This is a genomic window from Neptuniibacter caesariensis (assembly GCF_000153345.1).
Taxonomy (GTDB): domain Bacteria; phylum Pseudomonadota; class Gammaproteobacteria; order Pseudomonadales; family Balneatricaceae; genus Neptuniibacter; species Neptuniibacter caesariensis.
Genome location: NZ_CH724125.1, coordinates 1,977,922 through 2,001,398 on the forward strand (window position 1 = coordinate 1,977,922; position 23,477 = coordinate 2,001,398).

The window sequence follows — 23,477 nt, forward strand, 5'->3', positions numbered from 1 at the left end:
GTTACTGAAGCGCTTTGTCGATAAATCAAGAAACCGGACTAGGAGATACTGCACTTGCAAGTTTGGCTATTTCGGCAAAAAATTAGAGGACTATAGTTTTTAACGTGATTTTTCATAGATCGCGTGATCACAGTAATCGAAATACTATTTGACGCTTGAGTCTGACGCCCTTCATGAAAAGGGCTTCGAGGGATGAAATGACTGATTACAAAGTGCTTTTTACAGGATCGGTAAGCTCAGGTAAGACTACTGCTGTAAGGTCGTTAAGTAGTATAGAGACTATAGATACTGACGCGAGTGCAAGTGACTCAGTCATTCGGCGTAAAGAAAAAACTACAATCGCCATGGACTATGGCGTTTTGGAGTTAAGCGAAAATGCAAAGCTCCATCTTTATGGAACACCCGGGCAGGAACGCTTCAAGTTCATGTGGCAGCTCATGATGAGCGATCTTGTTCATGATGCTGAAGCACTTATTCTCCTCGTTGATAACACCCGTAAAGATCCCTTCAAAGATATCCGCTTCTACGTAGAAGAGTTCCGTGATTTTATTATCCGAAGGCGTTTGATTATTGCCGTTACTCATTCTGATATAGAGCCAGAGCCTGACCATGACTTTTATATGCAGGAATTAAAGAGAATGGGGTTATTTACCTCAGTAATCTTTATCGATGCTCGAGACCCAACTTCCGTTTTAAAGGTCGTTAAAGAGCTGGTAGGTGACTACGAAAGCGACATTGATTGGCAAAGTTTGGAAACTAAGCTTGAACCAAACAGCACTATGCCAGATGCTTCTTCAGATGCAGTAGAGCAACCAGAGAACAGAGTTTCTATGATTGAAGCCGCGCTACATACCCGAGGGGTGACTGGTGCTATTCATCTGGATGCCAAGCGAAAAATTATAGATTCTAAGGTCCCGGATAAGGATAGTCAGGAAGTGCTTAAATCAATGGTAAACCTTGTGGCCGCTCTGGAGAATAAAGCCGCGTTTATGGGAAAAATTGATGATCTTATGCTTTGTGGACCTGATGAGGAAACGTTGTCAGTATTCGTTGATGATGAGCAGGCCCTGGGGATTAGTTCGGACAGGCAACTGAGCTTAAACGTGGTAAAACAGCAGGCATCTGATTTATTGCAGTGGAGTCGTAAATGAACGAACTGCTGAGCCGTGTCGATAAGCCAGGGGTAATAGAGTGCAGCTGTTTATTGAAGGGGAAAGAGATCCTCGTTACGTCTTTTACTAAAGATTATAAAAGCTACGAAACGGTTGGAAAGCAGGCATTTTTATATGTTTTTCAAAGCGCAGTTAAAAACCATAGCCGCCACAATGAGGCTCATCTGCATATAGGTGATATGAGATTGAGTGGGTTCAAATTAAAGCCGGGTTTGGTGCTTGTTTGTTTATCGAAAAAAGATGCGAATATTATGAAGGTTCGCCATAACATGCATGAGTTTTATCGTATGTTCCTGCAAAGTAGAGTTAAAAAATCGCTAACTACCTGAAATTAGACCTTTTCTGAATATCTGCCATTCTTAATATATGAGATAACTCTAATGGCTTAGAGGGATATCAATACAAGCTAGAAAATAACAGTTCCAGAGTTGCATTCCATTAATACTGGTCTAGAAATTTAAATAAGCCAGCTGTTTTAGGTTCTGTTAAGGCATAAGCTGCTAAATTTAAGCGTACAACCATTTTCGAACTAAGGAAGGCGTTAATGAAGGACTATAAGATCCTTTTTACCGGTTCAGTTTGTTCAGGTAAATCCACCGCAATACGCTCACTAAGCGATATTGATACGCTGGATACTGATGCACGTGCCAGTGACGTTACCGTTCGACGTAAGAAAAATACAACCATCGCGATGGATTATGGTGTTCTTGATCTAAGCCATAATGCGCGAGTCCATCTCTACGGAACTCCAGGGCAAGAACGTTTTCAGTTTATGTGGGAGATGCTAGCCAAAGAGTTCGCCCACGATGCGATTGGCATGGTGATGCTGGTCGATAATACGCGCAAGGATCCCTTTAGAGATATCAGGTTTTATGCAGAAGCATTTGGTGACTACATTAAAAAACGTCGCCTTATCATTGCTGTCACTCACGCGGACGTAGAGCCCAATCCATCTATCGATGAATACTATAAATTTGCTAAAGAATTGGGCTTTTTTACCTCGGTTATGTTTGTCGATGCTCGTGACCCACGAGCAGTTTTAGGGATTGTTGAAGAGCTGATATCCGCAGTAGAACAAAGCGTGGAGTGGGATAAGGTTTGTGACCGAATTCTTGATAGTAATGGCTTTACTCTGGATTTCTATAAACCTATATACGAAGAAAGCCTACTAGATGCTGCGATGAACAAACGCGGGATTAGTGGGGCTATGCATCTTGGGTCAGATCAGGAAGAGCTCTGTTCTAATATCAATGAGCCTGACAATAAAGCGATTCTGACCAGTATTAGCAAACTTGCTTCAGCCATTTCTGAGAAAGCCGATTTCATGGGAAAAGTAAGTAATGTTGTGGTTGCTGGGCCTGAGGTAACTACGTTATCAATGTTTTCGGATCAGGACCAGGCGCTGTGTTTATGCTCTGATCATGAGATGTCTCTTCCTGTTTTAAAACAGCAAGCCAGCGATCTGCTGCAATGGAGTCAAGAAAATGAGCATCTGGCCTGAGTTGCAAGGTAAAGGATTGGTTCAACACGGATGCCTTCTTCAGCAAGGCGAGGTTAAACAATCCTCTTTCCCAGTAGAGATGAAGAAGCATTTAGCCGTTGCTAAGCAGTCATTGTTGTACATTTTCAAAAATGTTGCGAAGAATGCCAAAGGCTATGATGAAGCGCATATGGAGGTGGGTCATTTTCACTTTAGTGGTTATCTTTTAAAGAAGGATGTAATTCTGGTTTGCTTCTGTCGATCTGATTCGAACCAGCAACACCTGCGTAAATATATTGAAGATAACCGAGAGCATATTTTAGCTCTTCTATAACCCGCCTTAGGTTCTTGAATATCAGTATTGTCTAATTTTTGTCCAGTTATGCCTTGAATCAGGCTGCCGTTACCCCCATACCTCAGTTATATCGTAATCAATGCGACACCGCTGACCGTCCCAAGTGACTCTTTCCAGCGGTTGGAGAATACGCAATTTGCGGAGGTAATATGCGCCCAGATAAGTTTACTGCAAAACTACAGGAAGCCCTTGCGGATGCTCAATCGCTCGCTGTGGGCTTAGATCATAACTACATTGAACCTGTTCATCTATTGAGTGCACTGCTGGATCAACAGTCAGGAAGCAGTGCGCAACTGCTTGTACAGGCAGGAGCTGATTTAAACCGTCTGAAACAGGCAATCCAAGCAGAATTAAATGGCATGGCCAGGGTCAGCAATCCCGATGGCGAACTGCGCTTTTCGCAAGACTGCGCCCGTGTTTTCAACAAAACTGACAAGATCGCGCAGCAGAAAGGTGACCAGTTTATCGCCAGTGAACTGCTGCTAATAGCCTTAGTCGAAGATAAATCGTCCGCGGGTAAGTTATTAAGAGATGCTGGCGTTACCTTACAGCGTTTGGAACAAGTTATTGATCGGGTTCGTGGAGGTGAGTCTGTGCAGGATGCTAATGCTGAAGAGAACCGTCAGGCTTTAGATAAGTACTGTATTGATCTGACTGAACGAGCAGAGTCAGGGAAGTTAGACCCTGTTATCGGTCGAGATGATGAGATTCGCAGAACCATTCAGGTTCTTCAGCGCAGGACCAAGAACAATCCGGTGTTGATAGGTGAGCCGGGGGTTGGTAAGACGGCGATTGTCGAAGGGCTAGCGCAGCGAATCGTCAACGGTGAAGTGCCTGAAGGCCTGAAGAATAAGTTGGTGCTTTCATTGGACATGGGGGCTCTGATCGCGGGGGCGAAGTTCCGCGGTGAATTCGAAGAACGCCTTAAAGCGGTGCTCAATGAACTCTCTAAACAGGAAGGACAGATCATACTGTTTATTGATGAGCTGCATACCATGGTTGGCGCAGGTAAAGGCGAAGGGGCTATGGATGCAGGCAACATGCTAAAGCCTGCGCTTGCGCGGGGTGAGCTGCATTGTGTTGGTGCCACGACGCTTGATGAGTATCGCCAATATGTGGAGAAGGATGCCGCCTTAGAGCGCCGTTTCCAGAAGGTTCAGGTGGATGAACCCGATGAAGAGTCGACCATCGCCATACTGCGTGGGCTGAAGGAGCGTTATGAGATTCATCACAGTGTTGATATCACCGACTCAGCGATTATAGCCGCTGCCAAGTTGTCTCAACGTTACATCACTGATCGACAACTGCCTGATAAGGCAATCGACCTGATTGATGAAGCTGCCTCCCGGATACGTATGGAGATGGATTCCAAGCCAGAAGATATGGACCGCCTGGAGCGCCGTCTCATTCAACTGAAAATGGAAAGAGAGGCGCTGAAAAAGGAAAAAGATGCGGCTGCAAAACAGAGGCTTGCTGAACTTGAAAGTACCATTCAAAGCATCGAGAAAGAGTTTTCCGATCTGGATGAAGTCTGGAAAGCAGAAAAAGTTGCTCTGCAAGGGTCGCAGCAGATTAAGGAAGAACTGGATCTTGCGCGAATAGAGCTGGAAAAGTTCACTCGCGCGGGCGACCTGCAGAAGATGTCTGAACTTCAGTACGGGAAAATTCCTGAGTTGGAAAAGAAACTCGCAGCGGCGGCTGAAGCAGAAGAGTCGGGGCAGCAGGAGATGAAACTGCTCCGTAATAAAGTAACGGAGGAAGAGGTCGCTGAAGTTGTTTCTCGCTGGACGGGCATCCCGGTAAGCAAAATGCTGGAGGGCGAGAGAGATAAACTCCTGCGAATGGAATCTACCCTGCATAATCGGGTTGTGGGTCAGGAAGAGGCAGTGACGGCTGTATCCAATGCTGTTCGCCGTTCGCGAGCGGGATTGGCTGATCCTAATCGGCCTAATGGTTCGTTTCTGTTTTTAGGCCCTACCGGGGTGGGTAAAACAGAACTTTGTAAAGCATTGGCAAGTTTTCTGTTTGATACAGAAGAGGCGATGGTGCGGATCGATATGTCTGAATTTATGGAGAAGCACTCTGTTGCTCGATTGATCGGCGCGCCTCCAGGCTATGTGGGTTATGAAGAGGGTGGTTATCTGACCGAAGCTGTACGGAGAAAGCCGTATTCTGTACTGTTGCTTGATGAAGTAGAGAAAGCTCACCCGGATGTATTCAATATTTTACTCCAGGTTCTCGAAGATGGCCGTTTAACTGATGGTCAGGGGCGTACGGTCGATTTCCGAAATACGATTGTTGTGATGACGTCGAATCTGGGTTCAGATTTGATCCAGAATTTCAGTGATGATGACGATTATCAGTTAATGCATAACGCGGTAATGGAAGCGGTAGGTGTGCACTTCCGCCCTGAAGTTATCAACCGTATCGATGAGGTGGTGGTTTTCCACAGTCTGCAGAAAAGTCAGGTGGCCGGTATTGCCAAAATTCAGCTACAGCGCCTGCAAAGCCGTTTAGCTGAACGAGAGTTGAGCCTAACATTGACAAGCACTGCGATGGACAAGCTAGTCGACGTCGGTTTTGAACCAATCTATGGTGCGCGTCCATTGAAACGAGCGATACAACAATGGATTGAAAACCCGCTGGCTCAGGAAATTCTCGCAGGGAAGTATGCAGCTGGAACCGAGATTGCTGTTGATGTGGAGCAGGGAGAATTTGTCTTCCGTTAAAAGAATTTTTCATTTATTCAAAGCCAGCTTTCCATAGCTGGCTTTTCTTTTTTAGGCGTAACAGGAAGTTCACTTCTACACTTTAAAGAGTCGTTCTTTGTAGTTAAAGGAAACGCTTTTGTTTAAGTCGCCTGAAGTGCTATACAGGGCTATTTTTGATAGTGCCCGCTTCTCTGTTATCGCTACCCGTCTTGATGGTGTTATCTATTACTGTAACCAGTATGCGTTGGAGCTCTTAGGGTATTCTGCCGAAGAGATTGTGGATAAAGAGACGCCTGAGCTCATTCATGACCTTTCAGAAGTGTCAGCGATGGGGGAAAAGCTGAGCTTAGAGTTAGGTATGCCGGTTGCAGGGTTTGAGGCTTTTGTTGCTAAAGCCAGATTGGGCCAGGCTGATGAGAACCAATGGACCTATGTGAGCAAAACCGGTGAACGTATACCTGTGCTGCTGTCGGTTACGGAGATAAATGATGATTCTGGTTATCCATGCGGGTTTTTGGGCATAGCTAAAGATTTACGAGAAGTGGAGCATTTGAAACTGATCAATGAAGAGAGTGAGGAACGCTTTCGTCGGCTTGCTGATGCTGCTTTTGAAGCAATAGCTATTTCCCGTGCCGGTGAAATCATTGACTGTAATGACCAGTGTTTGATGCTTATGGATACCACGCGGGAAGAGATGATTGGCCGAAATATGATGGATTATATTATCCCGGAAGACCGTGGGCTGGTGGCTCAAAGAATCAAAGATGACTATCAACAGGTCTATAAAATTACCCTTATACGTGATGATTGCACAACCATACCTGTAGAAATATCAGGACGTGTGGCGTTATGGGACCATCAGGAAGTGCGTATTTCTGCTATACGAGATATCAAAGACAGAAGTGAGCTAGAAAGAGAATTGCAGCAAAAGCGTGGGGAGTTGAAGGAGAAAAATCGGCAGCTAAAACATATGGCAATGCATGATGAACTGACCGGTATTGCCAACAGGCGTTCCGCAAAGCTGTATCTTGATGAGCTATTATCACCTACAAATCCTCTGATATCGATTTTGATGATCGATGTTGATCACTTCAAAAATATTAACGATACCTGGGGTCATTCAGAGGGTGACCAAGTGTTACAGGGATTGGTTGCCGAGCTTAATACTTATCTCAGGGCCGCTGATATGCTGGCGCGCTGGGGCGGTGAAGAGTTTATTTGTATACTCCCTGACACAGGAGTGTCTGCGGCAGAATCTGTAGCTGAAAAACTGCGCTCTGTTGTGGAAAAGAGTCTTTTGGGGAAAGCGACTGTCACAATTAGTATCGGTGTCGCCTCGACCGAGTTTGGTCAAATGCAGATTGATCAGTTACTTCGTTGCGCTGATCATGCTCTCTATGCGGCTAAAAGTGACGGCAGAAACAGGGTTGTTATGGATCCCGGTTGGATCTGATCAGTATCCAACTATCTCTATTTTTATCTATGGGTTATGCTGCAGCGTCGCTTTCCGGATGTAGGTATTTTTGTGCGCTCTGTATTTGCTGTGCTCGTTGTCTTTTTGGTGGGGTGTTCTTCTGAGCCAGTCCGCGATCTTGATTCGTCCAGCAATCAAAGAGGCAGAATCACCAGCGGTGAGCCTTGGGTGAATAAAACCGCAACGCAAGTAGATGATAATCTGGAGGTTTACCCTTTCTCCATCAATCTACCGCGCAGTGGAAACTATGAGCCCAATGCTGACTATCTCCTTCCTCTGTTAAGAAACCTCTCGCAGAAAGAGCTATATCGCTTAAAAAATGGGCATAGACTTCGTAGTGCCTATCGTTATGTACAGCAGATCAGTTCCAAGGATAATTCTAAGACCGTTCTGGCGCTAAAACAGCAGGGGGCATCAAACTGGGGATATGTGACTACCAGTATTGGGAGGTCAGGTATTGCTAATGCCTTTGTTGTGGATCAGGCTGGCAATAAACATTACGTGCTAGTTATTAAACGAATGCGGATCTGCCTGGTTAGTAAAGCGGCAGGTGCTCCGAAATGGCGTAATGGAAAATGGTTGTTCTCGGAGAACCCCGGTGTTTTCGAGTGTACAGGGTCTGCTCGTCTCAATGTCTTTCAGCAAGATTCTGGTTTTCCAGGTCTTTTAGGCCCCTATTTTGATGAGAACGATACTGTTCTGGTTTTTACCCACCCCGCAGAGCTTAAAGGGATGTTGTTTGCTCTAAAAAGGCAGTTTCCTCAACTGATTATTCCCCGGGTATGATGACTAGGGAAGTCCGTTTTTTCGGCGCTTCGTCTGGCTTTAAGCATTTGGTTATTGATTAATAATTCTTTTAATTTCCTCACTGAATCGGCTATTCTGGATAGGTGACCCTGAAATAAAGTTGTGGATTCTTGGCCAAATGTAGTCAGCCAAAACCCTCTTAGATGTGAGAAGGACTAGAGGTAGGATGAGCCAGATAAAAGTTCTCATTGTAGACGATGCGCGTTTTATTCGTGACCATGTGACACGTATAGTCAAAGAACATTTCCCTGAATATCAAATAGATGCTGCCGAAGATGGTGATGACGGTCAAAAGGCCATGTCGAAGGTCGATTATGACCTGATACTTTGTGACTGGGAAATGCCCGGAAAATCTGGCCTTGAGCTGCTTACCTGGGCCCGTTCACAGCCCCATTACGCTGATATCCCCTTCGTAATGGTTACCAGCCGTGGTGAACGAGATTATGTTCTACAGGCGATACAAGCTGGCGTTAATGACTACATGGGCAAGCCATTTGAAGACCAGCAGCTTGTGGATAAAGTTAAAAAGTATGCGGGTCAAAGGGTAGAGAGTAGCGCAGATTCTCGACGTAAAGCTGCGCAAATGCTCGCCTCAGGCAAGACCGCTGCAAGCAAAAAAGTTGCAAAAAAGCCCAAGGGCCTTGCGCATCTTCGTTCTTCTGCTGGCAACTTGCGTTGTGCGGTTAAGGAGATAACGCTGCAAAACGTAAAAGTGATGGTTAAAAGGGAAGAGGGGATTCCTCAGCTTTTAGAACCTGTGGTCGTTGATATTGAACAGGTTTCCGGGGGCAGCGTTGCGCAAATGAATGGATTTATTATTGGTTTGCAGGCGAATGAGAAAAGCCAGGAAACCACCTTTTTGGCTGTCGATGTTCAGTTTGTTGATAATGACCCTGAGAAACTTGAAGTGCTTACGGGCTATATTGCCAGCTTAAATAAGAAACCGAAGTAATAACCTGGGAACAAAAAAGGCTGCTTATTGCAGCCTTTTTTCATCGGATCAGAACATCCTTGGTGTCGGTTTAATAGAGCGCTTGCTCATCCTTAATCACATCGATCAATACTTCTAAAAATAGTTTGTCAGCTTCGCTGTGTTCCACTGGTATTTTGATGTTAGTGGATGCAGATAACATATCAGCAATTACGACTTCAGCATTTTCATCGTTGAGGTGCTCGCGCGCGATATCCAGTGCTTTTTCACAGATTTCAGGTTCAACCAAAACCTTGCGGATAAATGACATAAGTTCGTTAATTACGCGCTCTTTATTCTTAATCTCAGCGACACTCATAGGGATCTCCTGTACATGTTATCTCAGAGCCTGAAGGGGTGTTTTCTCGACCCTGTCTGAGCTTTTATAGACAAAACTATAACCTGAACCGGAGTTAGAAGGTAGTTTCATACGCCAATCCCACGGAATATCGCAGTTGCGGTATGTTTTTGTTGAAAAAATAAACGCTGCTTGCGACAATTACCGCCTCGAATTTTGAGGCCTTGAGTGTGTAGGGAACCCCGAAGCTCAGGGAGACAGCTTTCTAAGGGCCGTTTCTCAAAGGTCTGTCGGTTGGGCGATCCCCAGCGCCGGCACACACCCGAACGTGAACCTACAACTCTACCCCTGGAATGGTTCAGAGTGAGATCGCTAGAGATTCAACAAGTATTGTCTGGTATAGGCACGTTCAACGTTACAGAAACTAAAACTGTTAATTTCGTCAGTAACGAGACACTGACGTCGTTAGAGGGTGAGAAAAGTGGAATTACTTTCAGGCGCAGAAATGGTTGTTCGCGCGCTTCGTGATGAAGGCGTTAAATACATCTACGGTTATCCGGGTGGTGCACTACTGCACATCTATGATGCTATCTTCACTCAGGAAGAAGTCGAACATGTTCTGGTCCGCCACGAACAAGCTGCCACTCATATGGCAGATGCGTATGCGCGTGCTACAGGTAAAGCAGGTGTAGCGCTGGTTACTTCTGGTCCAGGTGCAACTAATGCCGTTACAGGTATTGCTACCGCATACATGGACTCTATTCCTATGGTCGTTATCACGGGTCAGGTAATGTCACACCTGATTGGTGAAGACGCTTTCCAGGAAACCGATATGATCGGTGTCTCTCGTCCAATCGTTAAGCACAGTTTCAGCGTGCAACGTCCGGAAGAGATCCCTGAGATCATTAAAAAAGCTTTCCACATTGCTGAAAGCGGTCGTCCAGGACCGGTTGTCGTTGATATTCCTAAGGATATGACAACGCCGACTGAACGTTACGAGTATGAGTACCCTAAGAGCGTGAAAATGCGTTCTTACAACCCGATCTCTAAAGGCCATACTGGACAGATCAAAAAAGCAGTAGATATGCTACTGGCGGCTAAGCGCCCAGTTATCTACACCGGCGGTGGTGTCATTATGGGTAACGCGAGTCAGGAACTGACTGCACTCGCGCAAGAGCTTGGCTACCCCGTAACGAATACCTTGATGGGTCTGGGTGGTTACCCGGGCACTGACAAACAGTTCATTGGCATGTTGGGTATGCATGGTAGCTATGAAGCTAACATGGCGATGCACCATAGCGATATGATTCTGGCAGTAGGCGCACGTTTTGATGATCGTGTGACTAACGGTACTGACAAGTTCTGTCCGACAGCGAAGATTGTTCACATCGATATTGATCCGGCTTCTATCTCTAAGACGATTAAAGCTGATGTACCAATCGTAGGTCCTGCTCAGGCAGTACTGAAAGAGATGCTGGAACAGGTTCAGGCTGCAAAGAAAGCTCCTTGTGCTGACAGCATGAAACTGTGGTGGGAGCAGATCGAAGAGTGGCGTGCGCGCCATGGTGGTCGTTATAAGACCGATGACTCTGAGCTGATGAAGCCTCAGCAGGTGATCGAAATGCTTAGCAAAGTGACCAATGGTGATGCGTACGTTTGTTCTGACGTAGGTCAGCATCAGATGTTTGCTGCTCAGTACTACAAGTTCAATAAGCCAAACCGTTGGATTAACTCCGGTGGCCTTGGCACGATGGGCTTTGGTCTGCCAGCTGCGATGGGCGTTAAGATGAACTTCCCTGAAGAAGAGGTGGTTTGTGTAACGGGCGAAGGCAGTATCCAGATGAATATCCAGGAGCTGTCTACGATCAGTCAGTACGATATCCCGGTTAAGGTTATCTGCCTGAACAACCAGTCTCTCGGTATGGTTCGTCAGTGGCAGGACATGAACTATGAGTCTCGTCACTCTCAGTCTTACATGAAGTCGCTACCTGACTTTATGAAACTGGTTGAGTCTTATGGACATGTAGGTATCAAAGTTGAACGCTACGAAGATCTGGAAGGCGCAATGCGCGAAGCCTTTGCAATGAAAGATCGTATGGTATTCATGGATATTGCAGTGGATCCGTTTGAGCACGTTTACCCAATGCAGGTACCGCGTGGTTCTATGCGTGACATGTGGCTGAGCAAAACGGAGAGAACATAATCATGCGTCATATTATTTCAGTATTGATGGAAAACGAGCCAGGTGCACTGTCTCGCGTAGTGGGTTTGTTCTCTCAGCGTAACTTCAACATTGAATCACTAACGGTAGCGCCAACCGAAGACGAAACACTGTCTCGTCTGACGGTAACGACTATCGGTGATGATCGTGTTGTTGAGCAGATCACAAAGCAGCTGAATAAGCTAATTGATGTAGTAAAAGTTGTTGATTTGACGGAAGGTGACCATCTTGAGCGTGAGCTGATGATGATCAAGATGAAGGCAAACAACGGAACGGTACGTGCAGAGATCAAACGTACTGCGGACATCTTCCGTGGCACTATTATTGATGTAACGCCGAATACTTTTACGGTTCAGTTGGTAGGCTCTAGCAGCAAACTGGATGCGTTTATTGAAGCGCTGGGCACTTCTAATATTATGGAAGTTGTTCGTTCTGGTGTATCCGGTATTGCTCGTGGTGAGAAGGTTCTGACACTGTAAGTCAACCTCCCCCTGTGAGATCATAAGCCGCGCTCTGGTCACAGAGTGCGGCTTTTTTGTGTCTGAGGAGAATCAACGTGATTATAGAAATGTCCGAGTTAAGTAAACTGCAGGCTTACCATACATTGACGCAGGTAGTTGTGCCGCGTCCGGTTGCCTGGGTTTTATCGGAAAATGAAACCGGTGAGCTTAATCTGGCTCCTTACTCATACTTTTCTGCGGTTTGTAGCGATCCTCCTGTCATTATGATCTCTGTAGGTCCTGCAAAACCTGATGGTAGTGAGAAAGACACTTATCGAAATATCATGAGTAAGAAGCAGTTTGTGATCCATATTGCGGGATCGGATATGGCTAATGAGGTCACGCAAAGCTCTGCGTCACTGGACCATGGTATTTCTGAAGTTGAGCATTGTGGTCTTGAATTAGAAACCATAGAAGGGTTTTCGCTACCACGTGTCAAAGGGCCAAAAATTGCACTGGCTTGCTCCCTTTACCAGCAGCAGGATATCGGTAATAACAATCAACATCTGATCTTTGGTGAAATCGAAAAAATCTGGGTGGATGATGCGGTTGTGACTACAGATGATAAAGGCAGAGCCAAAATCGATGCTGTTAAAGTTGATCCGTTAGGACGCCTTGGCGGCACAGAATACGAAACCTTTGGTCAGGTGCTTTCGGTTCCGCGTCCTGCCTGATTTGCCAAAAATGAGGGTGTGCTGCCTGCGAAGTCAGGCAGCAAAGGAATGTTTTAACTCGGCGAGTTTCTTTTCGCACAGGTCCACATCTACACAGATCCGTTTATCTGTGGAACGGCGGCTAAAGCTCATATTCCCACTGCGTCTGCGTCGTTCAGTGCCTTGATATTGCGCATTACTCCATTGTTGCAACCACTCTTCAGCGTGATTGAGCGTTGGCATTAATGGGCTTTGACGGCCTTTACCCTTTTCGTACCAATAGAAAACAATCTGGTAGTTTTTAAAGTCTTTGATCAACTTTGGCATGGTTCGGCATCAACAATAGCTAGGTAAGTAATAGGACCTAGTTTAATGATCGAAACTTAACAGAAGCTTATGTGAATGCAGAAAATGCTGAATGCAGCGTAATAACAAAGGGCCGAGGCCCTTTGTTATCGGAAAAGGGTTACTTTTCAAGCAGGTGTTCGTAGCGTTTGTCCGTTAGAGTTTTCATAAACGCAACCAAGGCGTCGATTCGTTGCTCTTTTAGAGCAGGTCCTGTTTCCAGTTCCTTGAAGGATATATTCTCTGCCACTTCAGGATTGCCCCATGGGTTTCCTGTTTCTGGATTGATCTGGCGCTTGGCACTGCGGCTATTGTATTTATCGTAGAACAGCACCACAGTGCGAAGATCCTGGAATACACCGTTGTGCATATAAGGGCTGGTGACTGCTATGTTTCTTAAGGTGGGCACTTTGAACTTGCCTGCCTGTTTTGGATCATTAACCTGTGGGTTGTTGAGTAAGCCTAAATCCTGAGTGGTGATGGCTACACCGTTCTTCTCCCGACCCGCGATATTGGTTGGGACGCCAATGTTATGGTATTCATAATTAGTGAACGTCTCTTGCGGATGGCGTTGCGATTTATTTAACTGGTGGCAGAGGTTACAGTTCGTAAACTGCTGTGAGAAAAACAGTGTACGCCCCAGTTCTTCCTGCTTCGTCATCTTGTATTCACCACGCAGATAGCGATCATACTTTGAATCGAACGGTGCAAACAATTCGGTACGTTCGAAGCTGGCAATGCTGTCGGCCATCGCTGCGTAGGCTTTATCTTGATCGGTGAATATTTTCGAGCCGTAAATGGCTTCGAATGCAGCGATATAAACGGGGCTTTCCTGCAGGCGTGCCACGGTAAACGCTTTAGATGGAAGACCCATCTCGACAGGGTTCATAGGTGGCCCGCCCGCTTGTCCGGCTAAGTTCGACTCTCGTCCATCATGAAACTGGCCGCCTACATACTGACCTTCCTTATTCAGGTGAAACTCGGGACTGAACATTGCGTATGCCGCCGTTGGCGCATTGCGATCGCCAAGAGATTTTCCGTCATCACCCAGCGAAAACGCTCCAGCAACACCATTATCCCTGGGGTCAGCAAAACCGTTTGTCGGTGCGTGGCAGGTTGCGCAAGACTGGGTACGCTTAAGCGACAGGTTTGTATCGAAAAAGAGTTGCTGCCCCAGTTGCTCTTTGTTGAGTGATAGCTGTGTTGGTTGGCTATTGTTTTCAGTACAGGCTGATATAAGCAAGACCGCAGAGAGATACATGGCCAGTTTTGCGTGAGTTATCGACATAATTCTTTGCTCATAAGAATTGATTGCATAAGTTAATGCGAATGATTATACATTTATTTACATGTCTGCTGATGATTTTGATCAACTAAGTGGGCTGATGGGTACAAACAATAGGGCTGGATTAGCGTGGTAAGGCAGGGTACCTTCGTAGAGGAAGGTTGCTAAGGAAGATAGTTCATTGAGATTCAAACAGCAGATGCTCTTGGTGGTTAGCCTGTTAATAGTGATAGGTTTTGCCATTACCGCGACGGTCAGTTTTGTAATATCACGTCAGGCTGCATTGGAAGCTATGGTTCAGCATGAGCTGCCATTGACCAGCGATAACATCTATGCCGAGGTCCAGCGTGATCTGATTTTGCCTCGCACAGTCTCATCATTTATGGGCAATGATACATTCCTGCAGGATTGGATCCTGGAAGGAGAAACGGATATTGCCGCAGTCACCCGCTATCTTAATGGTATTAAACAGAAGTACGGCGCTTTCACAGCGTTTATGGTGTCTGAAAAGTCAGGTAACTACTACCATGCAGGTGGCTGGCTGAAGCAGGTTTCTAAGACGGATCCTCGTGATGAATGGTATTTCCGTGTGCGCCTTATGGAAGAGGAAAGTGAGCTCAATATAGATCCCGATATGGCTAATAAGGATGCGTTGACGATCTTTATTAATTACAAGATACATGGCCCTGATGGTGAATTTATCGGTGCTACAGGGTTGGGCCTCAACCTTGAAAGCATTAAAAGTATTCTCAGTGAATATCGAGAACGTTACTCGAACAATGTCTATTTTGTCACGCGTTTGGGTAATGTCTTGCTCCATGATGAACAGCATCAAGTAGCAGAGAACTTATCCCAGGAACCTGGGATGAAAGAGATTGTTCAGTCTATCCTGACTGAGCCGCAGGGCTCTTTTTCCTACCAGCGTCATGGCAAAACTTACCTGCTTAATACCCGGCATATCGAAGAGCTAGGTTTGATTCTCTGTGTTGAGGCTGAGGAAGAGAAGGTATTTGATGCCCTGCGTCCGTCGCTTATTGTTACGGCTATCGTGTGTATTCTGGTTACGCTGATCGTGTTAGCGCTGTTACTGCGAGTCATCAGGCACTACCAAGCCGAGTTAGAAGGGATTGCCTGGCGTGATCCATTAACCAGCCTGTTAAATCGTAGGGCGTTTATCGATCGTTATGCAGCGATTCGTAATCAACACCAGCGAAATGGGCAGCCTTTGAGTTTATTGCTGGTGGATATAGATCATTTTAAAGAGATCAATGATCGGTATGGACATAATGCAGGTGATCTGGTGTTGAAGGGTATTTCTGAAATTCTGACTGAAGCGGTCAGACCTTCCGATTTGGTCACCCGGTGGGGAGGCGATGAGTTCCTTTTACTACTCTCTGGAACGGATTCAGATAATGCCAGAGATATTGCTGAGCGGATTAGAACTCGTATCTCTCTGGAACCGGATTTAGCCGCTATATCAGAACAGCGACTCACGGTCAGTATTGGTGTGGCAGAGCAGAGAGATGATTTTGATCTGGACCGCCACGTTCAAGAGGCCGACTCGGGCCTTTACCGGGCGAAAAAAGCAGGTCGCGATCGGGCTGAGTTAGCTTGAATCGCTATTTACGATAGATTGTCTCAATCAGGTGCCAGCCGAAGCGGGTTTTTACCGGTCCGTGTACTTCATGCAATGGCTTTTTAAAGACGACATCTTCAAAAGGTTTCACCATCTGACCGCGGCGAAACTCACCCAGGTCCCCGTGCCGTTTCCCTGAGGGGCATAAAGAGTATTTCTTTGCCAGTTTGCCAAAGTCATTGCCCAGCTTGAGGCGTTTTTTTAGTCGCTCAGCTTCATCTCGGGTTTTGACAAGGATATGTCGGGCACAAGCACGATTTGCCATGGTAGGTAACTCTCTGTTTCATTGATCTGTTAATTATACGTGATCTTGAGTACAGAGAGTTATTCTGAATAGCCGTTATTTAATAAATTCTGAGGCGGGGTCTATATTATGCAGGCCCAGTTGAGTGACATCTCTTTCCCCGCAAAGCGCCATTGTAATATCGAGCTCATTGCGGATGATCTCCAGAACTTTACTCACTCCGGGTTTCCCTAAAGCGCCCAAACCATAGAGATAAGGGCGACCGATATAGACCCCCTTTGCACCCATACACAGGGCTTTTAAGACATCCTGCCCTGAGCGAATGCCACCATCAAGATGAATTTCGATCTGATCGCCAACCTTATCAACAATGCTGGGAAGTGCCTGGATAGATGAGCGGGCACCATCGAGTTGTCTTCCTCCATGGTTAGACACAATGAGTGCATCCGCTCCGCTTTGTGCTGCAATGGCTGCATCATCCGGATCGAGGATGCCCTTAAGAATCAGAGGTCCGCCCCAGCGCTCTTTAATCCACTCGATATCTTCCCAGGAGAGTTTGGGATCAAATTGTTCGGCGGTCCAGGCACCCAAAGAGGATAGATCTGTTACCCCAGGTGCGTGACCCACTATGTTTCGGAAATCATGGCGTTTCGTGCCTGCCATTTTCAAACACCAACCGGGACGGGTTGCCATCTGTAAAAGGTGCTTGGGTGTCAGACGTGGAGGAGCGGAGAGTTGATTGCGAATATCCTTGTGGCGTTGACCGAGGATCTGCAGATCGAAGGTCAGAACCAGCGCGCTGCATCCAGCGGCTTTAGCCCGGTCAATCAGACTATTTACAAAACCACGGTCTTTCATCACATAGAGTTGGAACCAGAATGGTTGGCTGGTTGCTGCGGCTACGTCTTCGATAGAGCAGATGCTCATGGTCGATAGGGTGTAAGGGATACCGGCTTCTTCGCAGGCTTGAGCGGCAAGCATTTCGCCGTCTGCATGTTGCATGCCTGCCAGGCCGGTAGGTGCAATCGCAACGGGCATGCTGATGTTTTGACCGACCAACTGCGTTTTCAAATTGCGGTTGGTCATGTCTACAGCAACACGCTGACGAAGCATAATTTTTTGGAAATCACTTTCATTTGCGCGATAGGTGCTCTCTGTCCATGAGCCGGAATCGGCATAGTCAAAAAACATCTTAGGCACACGTTTCTGCGCCAGTTTTTTCAGATCTGCGATCTCTACAATAGTGGGCATAGAACCTTTCCTTGGGACAGTCTTTAGTTTTTATTCTTAATGGCCGGATCGGCCATGCTGAAATTACAGTGTAAATAAATACGAATAAGAACTTAATGCATTTGGAAAGATTGGTCTGACCAGATTGTTGTTGGTACAAAAAAAGCACACATAAGTGCGCTTTTTAAAGAAGGGGAAGGCGGGGGTTATTCGCCCATCTGTGACTGCAGGTAGTTTTGCAATCCGATTCGTTTGATAAGCCCCAACTGTTTTTCCAGCCAGTAGGCGTGATCTTCTTCGGTATCTTCGAGAAGTTTCTCCAGGATTTCACGGCTCACATAATCCTGCTCTTCTTCACATACCTTAATGGCATCTTTTAGCTTTTTATCCACTTCGTACTCAACCCGCAGGTCGGACTCCAGCATCGAAGGTACATCTGTGCCGACCTTGAAACCGTCGCGGGTGGTCATGTCCGGCGTGCCTTCAAGGAACAGCATACGCTCAATTAATGCTGCAGCATGGCCTTTTTCATCATCGAATTCATGATCGATACGCTCATACAGCTTATGCAGGCCCCAATCGTCATACATGCGTGAGTGGATGAAATACTGATCCATTGCTGCCAGTTCCATCGCCAGCAGGCCGTTTAGGGCGTCGATTACGCGTTGATTGCCTTTCATGGTCTATATCTCCACTTACATTTGTGATTGCAGGTAGTTTTCAATGCCAGCATTGTCGATCAGGTACTGCTGGGTTTCGATCCAGTCGACATGGTCCTCTTCATACTCGAGTATGCTTTCGAGTAGTTCACGGCTCACGTAGTCGCTGGCTGTTTCGCAGTATGCGATCGCTTCTCGCAGCAGAGGAAGCTGCTCCAGCTGGAAGTCCATGTCGCACTGAAGCATCTCTTCGGTATGTTCGCCAATTCGAAGTCTTCCCAGTTGCTGAAGATTGGGCAGGCCCTCAAGGAACAGAATGCGTTCGATCAGGTCATCGGCTTGCTTCATATCTTTGATGGATTTTTTGTAAGCCTTCTCATTCAGTTCATCCAGTCCCCAGTTTTTGTACATCCGTGCATGTAGGAAATACTGGTTAATAGACGTTAATTCACTGGTTAGTACCTTGTTCAGGTAGCTGATAACTTGCTTATCGCCTTGCATGGGGGATCTCCTTTTTAATACTTACCGCCCAGCGTTTTATAAAGTGCAAAAAGTCTAGGATATAAATATGACAAAATCAAAAAACTCTATATAAAACAATAGGTTGGTAAGTTTAATGCGTTAGATTCTCATTGCGATTCTGTATAATTATCAACCAGTTTTGTAGGGCTTTTTAAAATAACCAACTAATTCAGTAAGTTATGTTTTATATGAGTAGAATGAGATATTTACAAATTCATTGAGAATAATTTTCAACAAGATTCGCGTTTTTGTTGTTGTATATGATGCTGATGAAAACTATTATCATTACCGATTCGGATTGAGATAGATTATTAGCATCATGTTTGTTTGTATCTGTGAAAATATTACCTGCAGTGATGTCCGCGATGCGGTTGATCAGGGCGCGCGTTCAGTGCGGGATTTGAATAAAGAACTGGCGGTTGGTAGCCAGTGTGGCAAGTGTGTTTGTGCGGCACGTAAAGTGATGCAGGAACATATTGCAGAATCTGACTTCGAACTGGCAGTGCCTGCTTAGCGCTGATTTTGCAACATCTCTACTGCGCCGCCAAGTGTTTCGGCAATAGGCGCATCCAGCTTAAGAGACAGTAGTTCATCAGCACGTGTTACACCAAGATTTAACGCGCAGATAGGTTTATTCCATTCTTTGGCTTTCTTACAAAACCGGTAGCCCGAATAGACCATGAGTGATGTCCCAACGGTCAACAGGGCATCCGCTTCTTGCAAAACATCCAACGCATTGAAAACCGACTCTTTGGGGACATTGTCACCAAAATAGACGACGTCGGGCTTCAGAATCCCCCCACAAGCTTCGCAGTCAAGCACCGTAAAATCAGCGAAAGCCTCACTTTCTAGATCCGCATCACCATCAGGACGTGCGCCAGCAGCCACTATTTCAAATTGTGGGTTAGCCTCAGCTGTCTGGTTGTGGATATCTTTGCGATCATAGTATGCAGCGCAGCTCATGCACCTGACCTTGTCTGAACGTCCGTGTAGATCGAGTACTTTTTCACTGCCGGAATGTTGGTGAAGACGATCAACATTCTGGGTAATCAGAAGCTGGATATACCCCATCTGCTCTAATTTGCTCAATGCATAGTGCGCTGTGCTGGGTTTTGCATCGCGCATTAATGGCCAGCCAATTAAGCTACGAGCCCAGTAACGCTGCCTGGCATAATGGCTTTCCATGTACTCTTTATGCTGGACCGGAGCTGAATGTTGCCAGTTACCTTTTTGATCCCGATAAGCGGGAATTCCCGAGTCAGTACTTACACCGGCGCCGGTTAATACCACGAGTTTGGGATGGCTGTGGATAAATTCTGCTAGCTGTTCAGCATGCTTGATCATAAGCGTTTATGTCTTTCTCTGTGATTCTTTTAAGTCTACCTGAAACAAAAAAACCGTGCCCTTGGAAGGAGCACGGTTTTTACGTTTTGCTGACTTAATCAGATTAAGTCACAAAGTGACGTTTAAGCACCAAATTTAGCTTTAGCTTCGATGCGGCGACGGTGCAGCACTGGCTCTGTGTAACCGTTTGGCTGCACACAGCCTTCGATTACCAGCTCACAAGCTGCTGCGAATGCTACGCTATCTTCAAAGTTGCCAGCCATTGGACGGTACAGAGGATCGTTTTCGTTCTGACGATCTACAACAGCAGCCATGCGCTTAAGCGTTTCCATGACCTGCTCTTCAGAACAGATACCATGGCGCAACCAGTTAGCAATGTGCTGGCTGGAGATACGCAGCGTCGCGCGGTCTTCCATCAGGCCAACATCGTTGATGTCGGGTACTTTAGAACAACCAACACCCTGGTCGATCCAGCGAACAACGTAACCCAGGATGCCCTGTGCGTTGTTATCCAGCTCTTCCTGAATCTCTTCAGCAGACCAGCTTGGGTTTGCTTCAACGGGTACGGTCAGGATGTCATCCAGATTTGCGCGGTCACGTGCTTTCAATTCGTCCTGGCGGGCAAATACGTCTACCTGATGGTAGTGCGTTGCGTGTAGTACCGCCGCTGTTGGAGATGGAACCCATGCAGTGTTTGCACCAGACATCGGGTGGCCGATCTTCGCTTCCAACATGTTTGCCATCTGATCAGGGATTGGCCACATGCCTTTACCGATCTGTGCGCGACCTTGCAGACCACACAGAAGACCGTTATCAACGTTCCAGTTTTCGTAAGCACCGATCCAGGAAGCCGCTTTCATGTCGCCTTTACGGATCATCGGACCCGCTTCCATAGACGTGTGGATCTCGTCACCCGTGCGATCCAGGAAGCCTGTGTTGATAAATACAACACGCTCTTTAGCTGCGCGGATACACTCTTTCAGGTTAACGGTAGTGCGGCGCTCTTCATCCATGATACCCATCTTCATGGTGAAGCGTTCCAGACCCAGTACATCTTCGATGCGGCCGAACAGTTCGTTGGCAAAAGCAACTTCTTCTGGACCGTGCATCTTCGGCTTAACGATGTAAGTAGAGCCAGTCACAGTGTTGCTGTACTTACCGTTACCTTTGATGTCGTGGATAGAGATCAGGGTAGTCACCATGCCGTCCATGATGCCTTCTGGTACTTCGTTGCCATCTTTATCCAGAATCGCTTCGTTAGTCATCAGGTGACCTACGTTACGAACGAACATCAGGCTGCGGCCTTTAAGTGCCAGTGAAGAACCGTCCAGAGCAGTAAATTCACGATCGCCATTGATAGAACGAGTGAAAGTCTTACCGCCTTTGCTGACTTCTTCAGTCAGGTCGCCTTTCATCAGACCCAACCAGTTGCGGTAGATAACGACTTTGTCATCGCCATCGACTGCTGCAACAGAATCTTCACAGTCCATGATCGCAGTCAGTGCTGCTTCCATCACGATATCTTTGATGCCCGCTGCATCGTCTTTACCGATCTGGCTGTTACGGTCTACCTGAACTTCGAAGTGAAGACCGTTATTCGCGAGCAGAATGGATTCCGGTGCAGACAGATCACCGTTGTAACCGATAAGCTTCTCTGCATCTGCTAGTGTGGTTGTGCTGCCATCTTTCATGGCTACAGCTAGCTTGCCTTCAGCAATGCTATAACCTGTAGAATCTTTATGAGAGCCTTCTGCCAGCGGTGCAGCCTGATCCAGGAAGTCACGTGCTGCAGCAATCACTTTCGCGCCGCGAGCTGGATTGTAAGCGCCAGCTTTTTCAGCACCGCCTTCTTCAGAGATTGCGTCAGTACCGTACAGAGCATCGTATAGGCTGCCCCAGCGAGCATTCGCTGCGTTGAGAGCGAAACGTGCATTCATGACTGGTACTACCAGCTGTGGGCCCGCCATGGTCGCCATTTCAGGGTCAACATTGGCAGTGGATGCTTCGAAATCTTCACCTTCAGGCAGAAGGTAGTCGATCTCTGTCAGGAACGCCTTATAGGCTTCCAGGTCAAATGCCTGACCCTGACGCTCACGATGCCATGCATCAATCTGCTCCTGAATCGCATCGCGTTTAGCCAGGAGTTCGCGATTTTTTGGCGCCAGGTCGTGCACGATTGCGTCGAATCCTGCCCAAAACTGTTCGCTGGTTACGCCAGTGCCTGGCAGTGCTTCGTTGTTAACGAAATCGTAAAGAGCCTGTGCAACCTGAAGGCCGCCGCTCTGTACCCTTTGACTCATAATATATTGCCCCAGTTTCTATTCTGACAGTCCAGGTGCGAGGCAACCGTGAACTGAATGTTATGTGGCGATTGGTGTTAAAGCGCCATCTTTGTGCAATGCAACAGTAGCGCAATGTAGGGGTATTGTCGCTCAACTCGACCCAAAAGTATGATAACTGCGCCTTATATTCGCTATAAGTTGGACGAATGTGTCGATTTTTAGGCTACAGTTATTGGTGTAACTCTCTGTTTTTATAACGTTTTGATAAACGCTTTGGAGAATGAATGGCAGGTTTTGACCGAGATATTCTGATCAGGGGGCTTCCTGACTTTCAGGGGGCTGTTGCAGGCATTCCGTCAGAGAGTGTGCGGGCCTATCTGAGCTTTTATCACCTTCAGGATCTGGCTGAAATGGCTGTGTATAAGGTTGGCCGTATGAAGCTGGATGAAGTGAATGTCACCGTTCAGTCTTTTGCTCAACCCCCAGGACGCTCAGCGCGGGGCACTGTGATTGTCGTTCATGGCTATATGGATCATATGGGGCTATATCAGCACCTGATATTTAACCTGTTTCAGGAGCGTTTCAATGTGCTCTGTTACGACCTTAGCGGGCATGGATTATCGGATGGTAATGCGTTGGCAGTGGATGACTTTCACCATTATGCGACACAGTTGGCCGAACTGGTTGCCCAGCTTGAGCAGGATTTAGTTTATCCATTGCATCTGGTCGGGCAAAGTACCGGAGCTGCTGTGGTGATGGCACATCAGTTACTCTTTAGTCATGGAAATCTCCCTCTATTAGGTGAGCGTGTACTGCTGGCGCCGTTGGTCAGGCCTGCTATGTGGCGTTCGATTCGGCGCAAGTACCGTTGGTTTAAGTATGTGCTGAAGCGGGTGCCAAGACGTTATAGCAACAATTCTCACGATAAGTCATTTATGCGTTTTATCTCTGAGAGGGATCTTTTACAGCACCGTGAAATACCGGTTAGCTGGGTAGGTGCGATGCTCGCCTGGGGAGAGTGGGTTGAAAACCATCCACCGGTACGGGGGAAAATCCACATGATTCAGGGAACTGATGATGGTACGGTGGATTGGCACCATAATATGGCGGAGCTAGGGCGCTTGTACCCCGAACTGGAGCTGAAGCTAATTAAGCAGGCAAAACATCATCTGGTGAATGAATCCCCTGAATACAGGGATCAGGTGTTCAATCATCTGTGTCAGGTCTTTGACAACTGGGAAAACGAAAATGGGCTGCCCTAAAGCAGCCCATTTATTTGGATCTGAGTA

23 protein-coding genes are annotated in these 23,477 nt (G+C 46.7%); 14 read left to right on the plus strand and 9 right to left on the minus strand.

Features of this window, described 5'->3' with window-relative positions:
* The first annotated feature begins 197 nt into the window (after positions 1–197).
* The 8 genes from MED92_RS18520 (at position 198) to MED92_RS09190 (ending at position 8,951) form a co-directional block, all read left to right on the plus strand.
* Entirely contained in the window at positions 198–1,151 is a 954-nt protein-coding gene (locus MED92_RS18520; protein ID WP_050764145.1) for a GTP-binding protein, read from the plus strand.
* The gene (locus MED92_RS09160; protein ID WP_007021247.1) at positions 1,148–1,501 is read left to right on the plus strand and encodes a hypothetical protein; all 354 of its coding nucleotides are present in this window, start codon (positions 1,148–1,150) and stop codon (positions 1,499–1,501) included. Before MED92_RS18520 ends, MED92_RS09160 begins: the two co-directional genes overlap by 4 nt.
* 215 nt (positions 1,502–1,716) lie before the next feature.
* A complete protein-coding gene (locus MED92_RS18525) occupies positions 1,717–2,673 on the plus strand; it encodes a GTP-binding protein (RefSeq protein WP_007021248.1) in 957 nt (318 codons plus the stop codon).
* Positions 2,657–2,986: a hypothetical protein gene (locus MED92_RS09170; protein ID WP_007021249.1), complete on the plus strand. Its 330-nt coding sequence runs from the start codon at positions 2,657–2,659 to the stop codon at positions 2,984–2,986. The genes MED92_RS18525 and MED92_RS09170 overlap by 17 nt, the downstream gene beginning before the upstream one ends.
* A 170-nt stretch (positions 2,987–3,156) precedes the next feature.
* Positions 3,157–5,736 carry an ATP-dependent chaperone ClpB gene (gene clpB / locus MED92_RS09175; protein WP_007021250.1) on the plus strand — a complete coding sequence of 860 codons (2,580 nt, stop codon included), beginning with the start codon at positions 3,157–3,159 and terminating at the stop codon, positions 5,734–5,736.
* 118 nt (positions 5,737–5,854) lie between these two features.
* The gene (locus MED92_RS09180) at positions 5,855–7,171 is read left to right on the plus strand and encodes a sensor domain-containing diguanylate cyclase (RefSeq protein ID WP_007021251.1); all 1,317 of its coding nucleotides are present in this window, start codon (positions 5,855–5,857) and stop codon (positions 7,169–7,171) included.
* Between the two features lie 36 nt (positions 7,172–7,207).
* Positions 7,208–7,978 (plus strand): hypothetical protein, encoded by a 771-nt coding sequence (locus MED92_RS09185; RefSeq protein ID WP_007021252.1) that lies wholly within the window; start codon positions 7,208–7,210, stop codon positions 7,976–7,978.
* A 187-nt stretch (positions 7,979–8,165) separates the two neighbouring features.
* Entirely contained in the window at positions 8,166–8,951 is a 786-nt protein-coding gene (locus MED92_RS09190; RefSeq protein ID WP_007021253.1) for a response regulator, read from the plus strand.
* A 70-nt stretch (positions 8,952–9,021) separates the two neighbouring features.
* Here the strand turns inward: MED92_RS09190 and MED92_RS09195 are convergent, their stop codons facing one another.
* Positions 9,022–9,288: a hypothetical protein gene (locus tag MED92_RS09195; RefSeq protein ID WP_007021254.1), complete on the minus strand. Its 267-nt coding sequence runs from the start codon at positions 9,286–9,288 to the stop codon at positions 9,022–9,024.
* 460 nt (positions 9,289–9,748) lie between these two features.
* On the opposite strand from MED92_RS09195, the gene MED92_RS09200 reads away from it, so the two are divergent.
* The 3 genes from MED92_RS09200 to MED92_RS09210 all read left to right on the plus strand — a co-directional run bounded on the left by MED92_RS09200 (position 9,749) and on the right by MED92_RS09210 (position 12,662).
* Positions 9,749–11,470 (plus strand): acetolactate synthase 3 large subunit, encoded by a 1,722-nt coding sequence (locus tag MED92_RS09200; protein WP_007021255.1) that lies wholly within the window; start codon positions 9,749–9,751, stop codon positions 11,468–11,470.
* A 2-nt stretch (positions 11,471–11,472) separates the two neighbouring features.
* Entirely contained in the window at positions 11,473–11,967 is a 495-nt protein-coding gene (ilvN, locus tag MED92_RS09205; RefSeq protein WP_007021256.1) for an acetolactate synthase small subunit, read from the plus strand.
* 77 nt (positions 11,968–12,044) lie between these two features.
* Positions 12,045–12,662: a flavin reductase family protein gene (locus MED92_RS09210; protein WP_007021257.1), complete on the plus strand. Its 618-nt coding sequence runs from the start codon at positions 12,045–12,047 to the stop codon at positions 12,660–12,662.
* A 33-nt stretch (positions 12,663–12,695) separates the two neighbouring features.
* On the opposite strand, the gene MED92_RS09215 is transcribed toward MED92_RS09210, so the two are convergent.
* Together MED92_RS09215 and MED92_RS09220 are read right to left on the minus strand one after the other, a co-directional pair.
* Positions 12,696–12,968 (minus strand): hypothetical protein, encoded by a 273-nt coding sequence (locus MED92_RS09215; protein ID WP_007021258.1) that lies wholly within the window; start codon positions 12,966–12,968, stop codon positions 12,696–12,698.
* A 139-nt stretch (positions 12,969–13,107) separates the two neighbouring features.
* Entirely contained in the window at positions 13,108–14,274 is a 1,167-nt protein-coding gene (locus MED92_RS09220; RefSeq protein WP_007021259.1) for a cytochrome-c peroxidase, read from the minus strand.
* 178 nt (positions 14,275–14,452) lie between these two features.
* Between MED92_RS09220 and MED92_RS09225 the strand changes: the two genes are divergently transcribed.
* A complete protein-coding gene (locus MED92_RS09225; protein WP_007021260.1) occupies positions 14,453–15,886 on the plus strand; it encodes a sensor domain-containing diguanylate cyclase in 1,434 nt (477 codons plus the stop codon).
* 4 nt (positions 15,887–15,890) lie between these two features.
* Here MED92_RS09225 and MED92_RS09230 read toward each other — a convergent pair whose 3' ends face one another.
* The 4 genes from MED92_RS09230 to bfr (MED92_RS09245) form a co-directional block, all read right to left on the minus strand.
* Positions 15,891–16,172 carry a peptidylprolyl isomerase gene (locus tag MED92_RS09230; RefSeq protein WP_007021261.1) on the minus strand — a complete coding sequence of 94 codons (282 nt, stop codon included), beginning with the start codon at positions 16,170–16,172 and terminating at the stop codon, positions 15,891–15,893.
* A gap of 75 nt (positions 16,173–16,247) precedes the next feature.
* Positions 16,248–17,402 carry an alpha-hydroxy acid oxidase gene (locus MED92_RS09235; protein ID WP_007021262.1) on the minus strand — a complete coding sequence of 385 codons (1,155 nt, stop codon included), beginning with the start codon at positions 17,400–17,402 and terminating at the stop codon, positions 16,248–16,250.
* A gap of 185 nt (positions 17,403–17,587) precedes the next feature.
* Complete coding sequence (bfr, locus tag MED92_RS09240) at positions 17,588–18,061, minus strand: bacterioferritin (RefSeq protein ID WP_007021263.1); 474 nt, start codon at positions 18,059–18,061, stop codon at positions 17,588–17,590.
* Positions 18,062–18,076: 15 nt separating this feature from the next.
* Entirely contained in the window at positions 18,077–18,541 is a 465-nt protein-coding gene (gene bfr / locus MED92_RS09245) for a bacterioferritin (RefSeq protein WP_007021264.1), read from the minus strand.
* Between the two features lie 340 nt (positions 18,542–18,881).
* Between bfr (MED92_RS09245) and MED92_RS09250 the strand changes: the two genes are divergently transcribed.
* Positions 18,882–19,076: a (2Fe-2S)-binding protein gene (locus tag MED92_RS09250; protein WP_007021265.1), complete on the plus strand. Its 195-nt coding sequence runs from the start codon at positions 18,882–18,884 to the stop codon at positions 19,074–19,076.
* Here MED92_RS09250 and MED92_RS09255 read toward each other — a convergent pair.
* Together MED92_RS09255 and MED92_RS09260 are read right to left on the minus strand one after the other, a co-directional pair.
* Positions 19,073–19,906, minus strand: coding sequence for an NAD-dependent protein deacetylase (locus MED92_RS09255; protein WP_007021266.1), 834 nt, complete (start codon positions 19,904–19,906; stop codon positions 19,073–19,075). The two genes, MED92_RS09250 and MED92_RS09255, sit on opposite strands and share 4 nt — an antisense overlap.
* A 122-nt stretch (positions 19,907–20,028) precedes the next feature.
* The gene (locus tag MED92_RS09260) at positions 20,029–22,206 is read right to left on the minus strand and encodes a malate synthase G (protein WP_007021267.1); all 2,178 of its coding nucleotides are present in this window, start codon (positions 22,204–22,206) and stop codon (positions 20,029–20,031) included.
* Positions 22,207–22,472: 266 nt separating this feature from the next.
* Between MED92_RS09260 and MED92_RS09265 the strand changes: the two genes are divergently transcribed.
* Positions 22,473–23,450, plus strand: coding sequence for an alpha/beta hydrolase (locus MED92_RS09265; protein ID WP_007021268.1), 978 nt, complete (start codon positions 22,473–22,475; stop codon positions 23,448–23,450).
* The last annotated feature ends 27 nt before the right edge of the window (positions 23,451–23,477 follow it).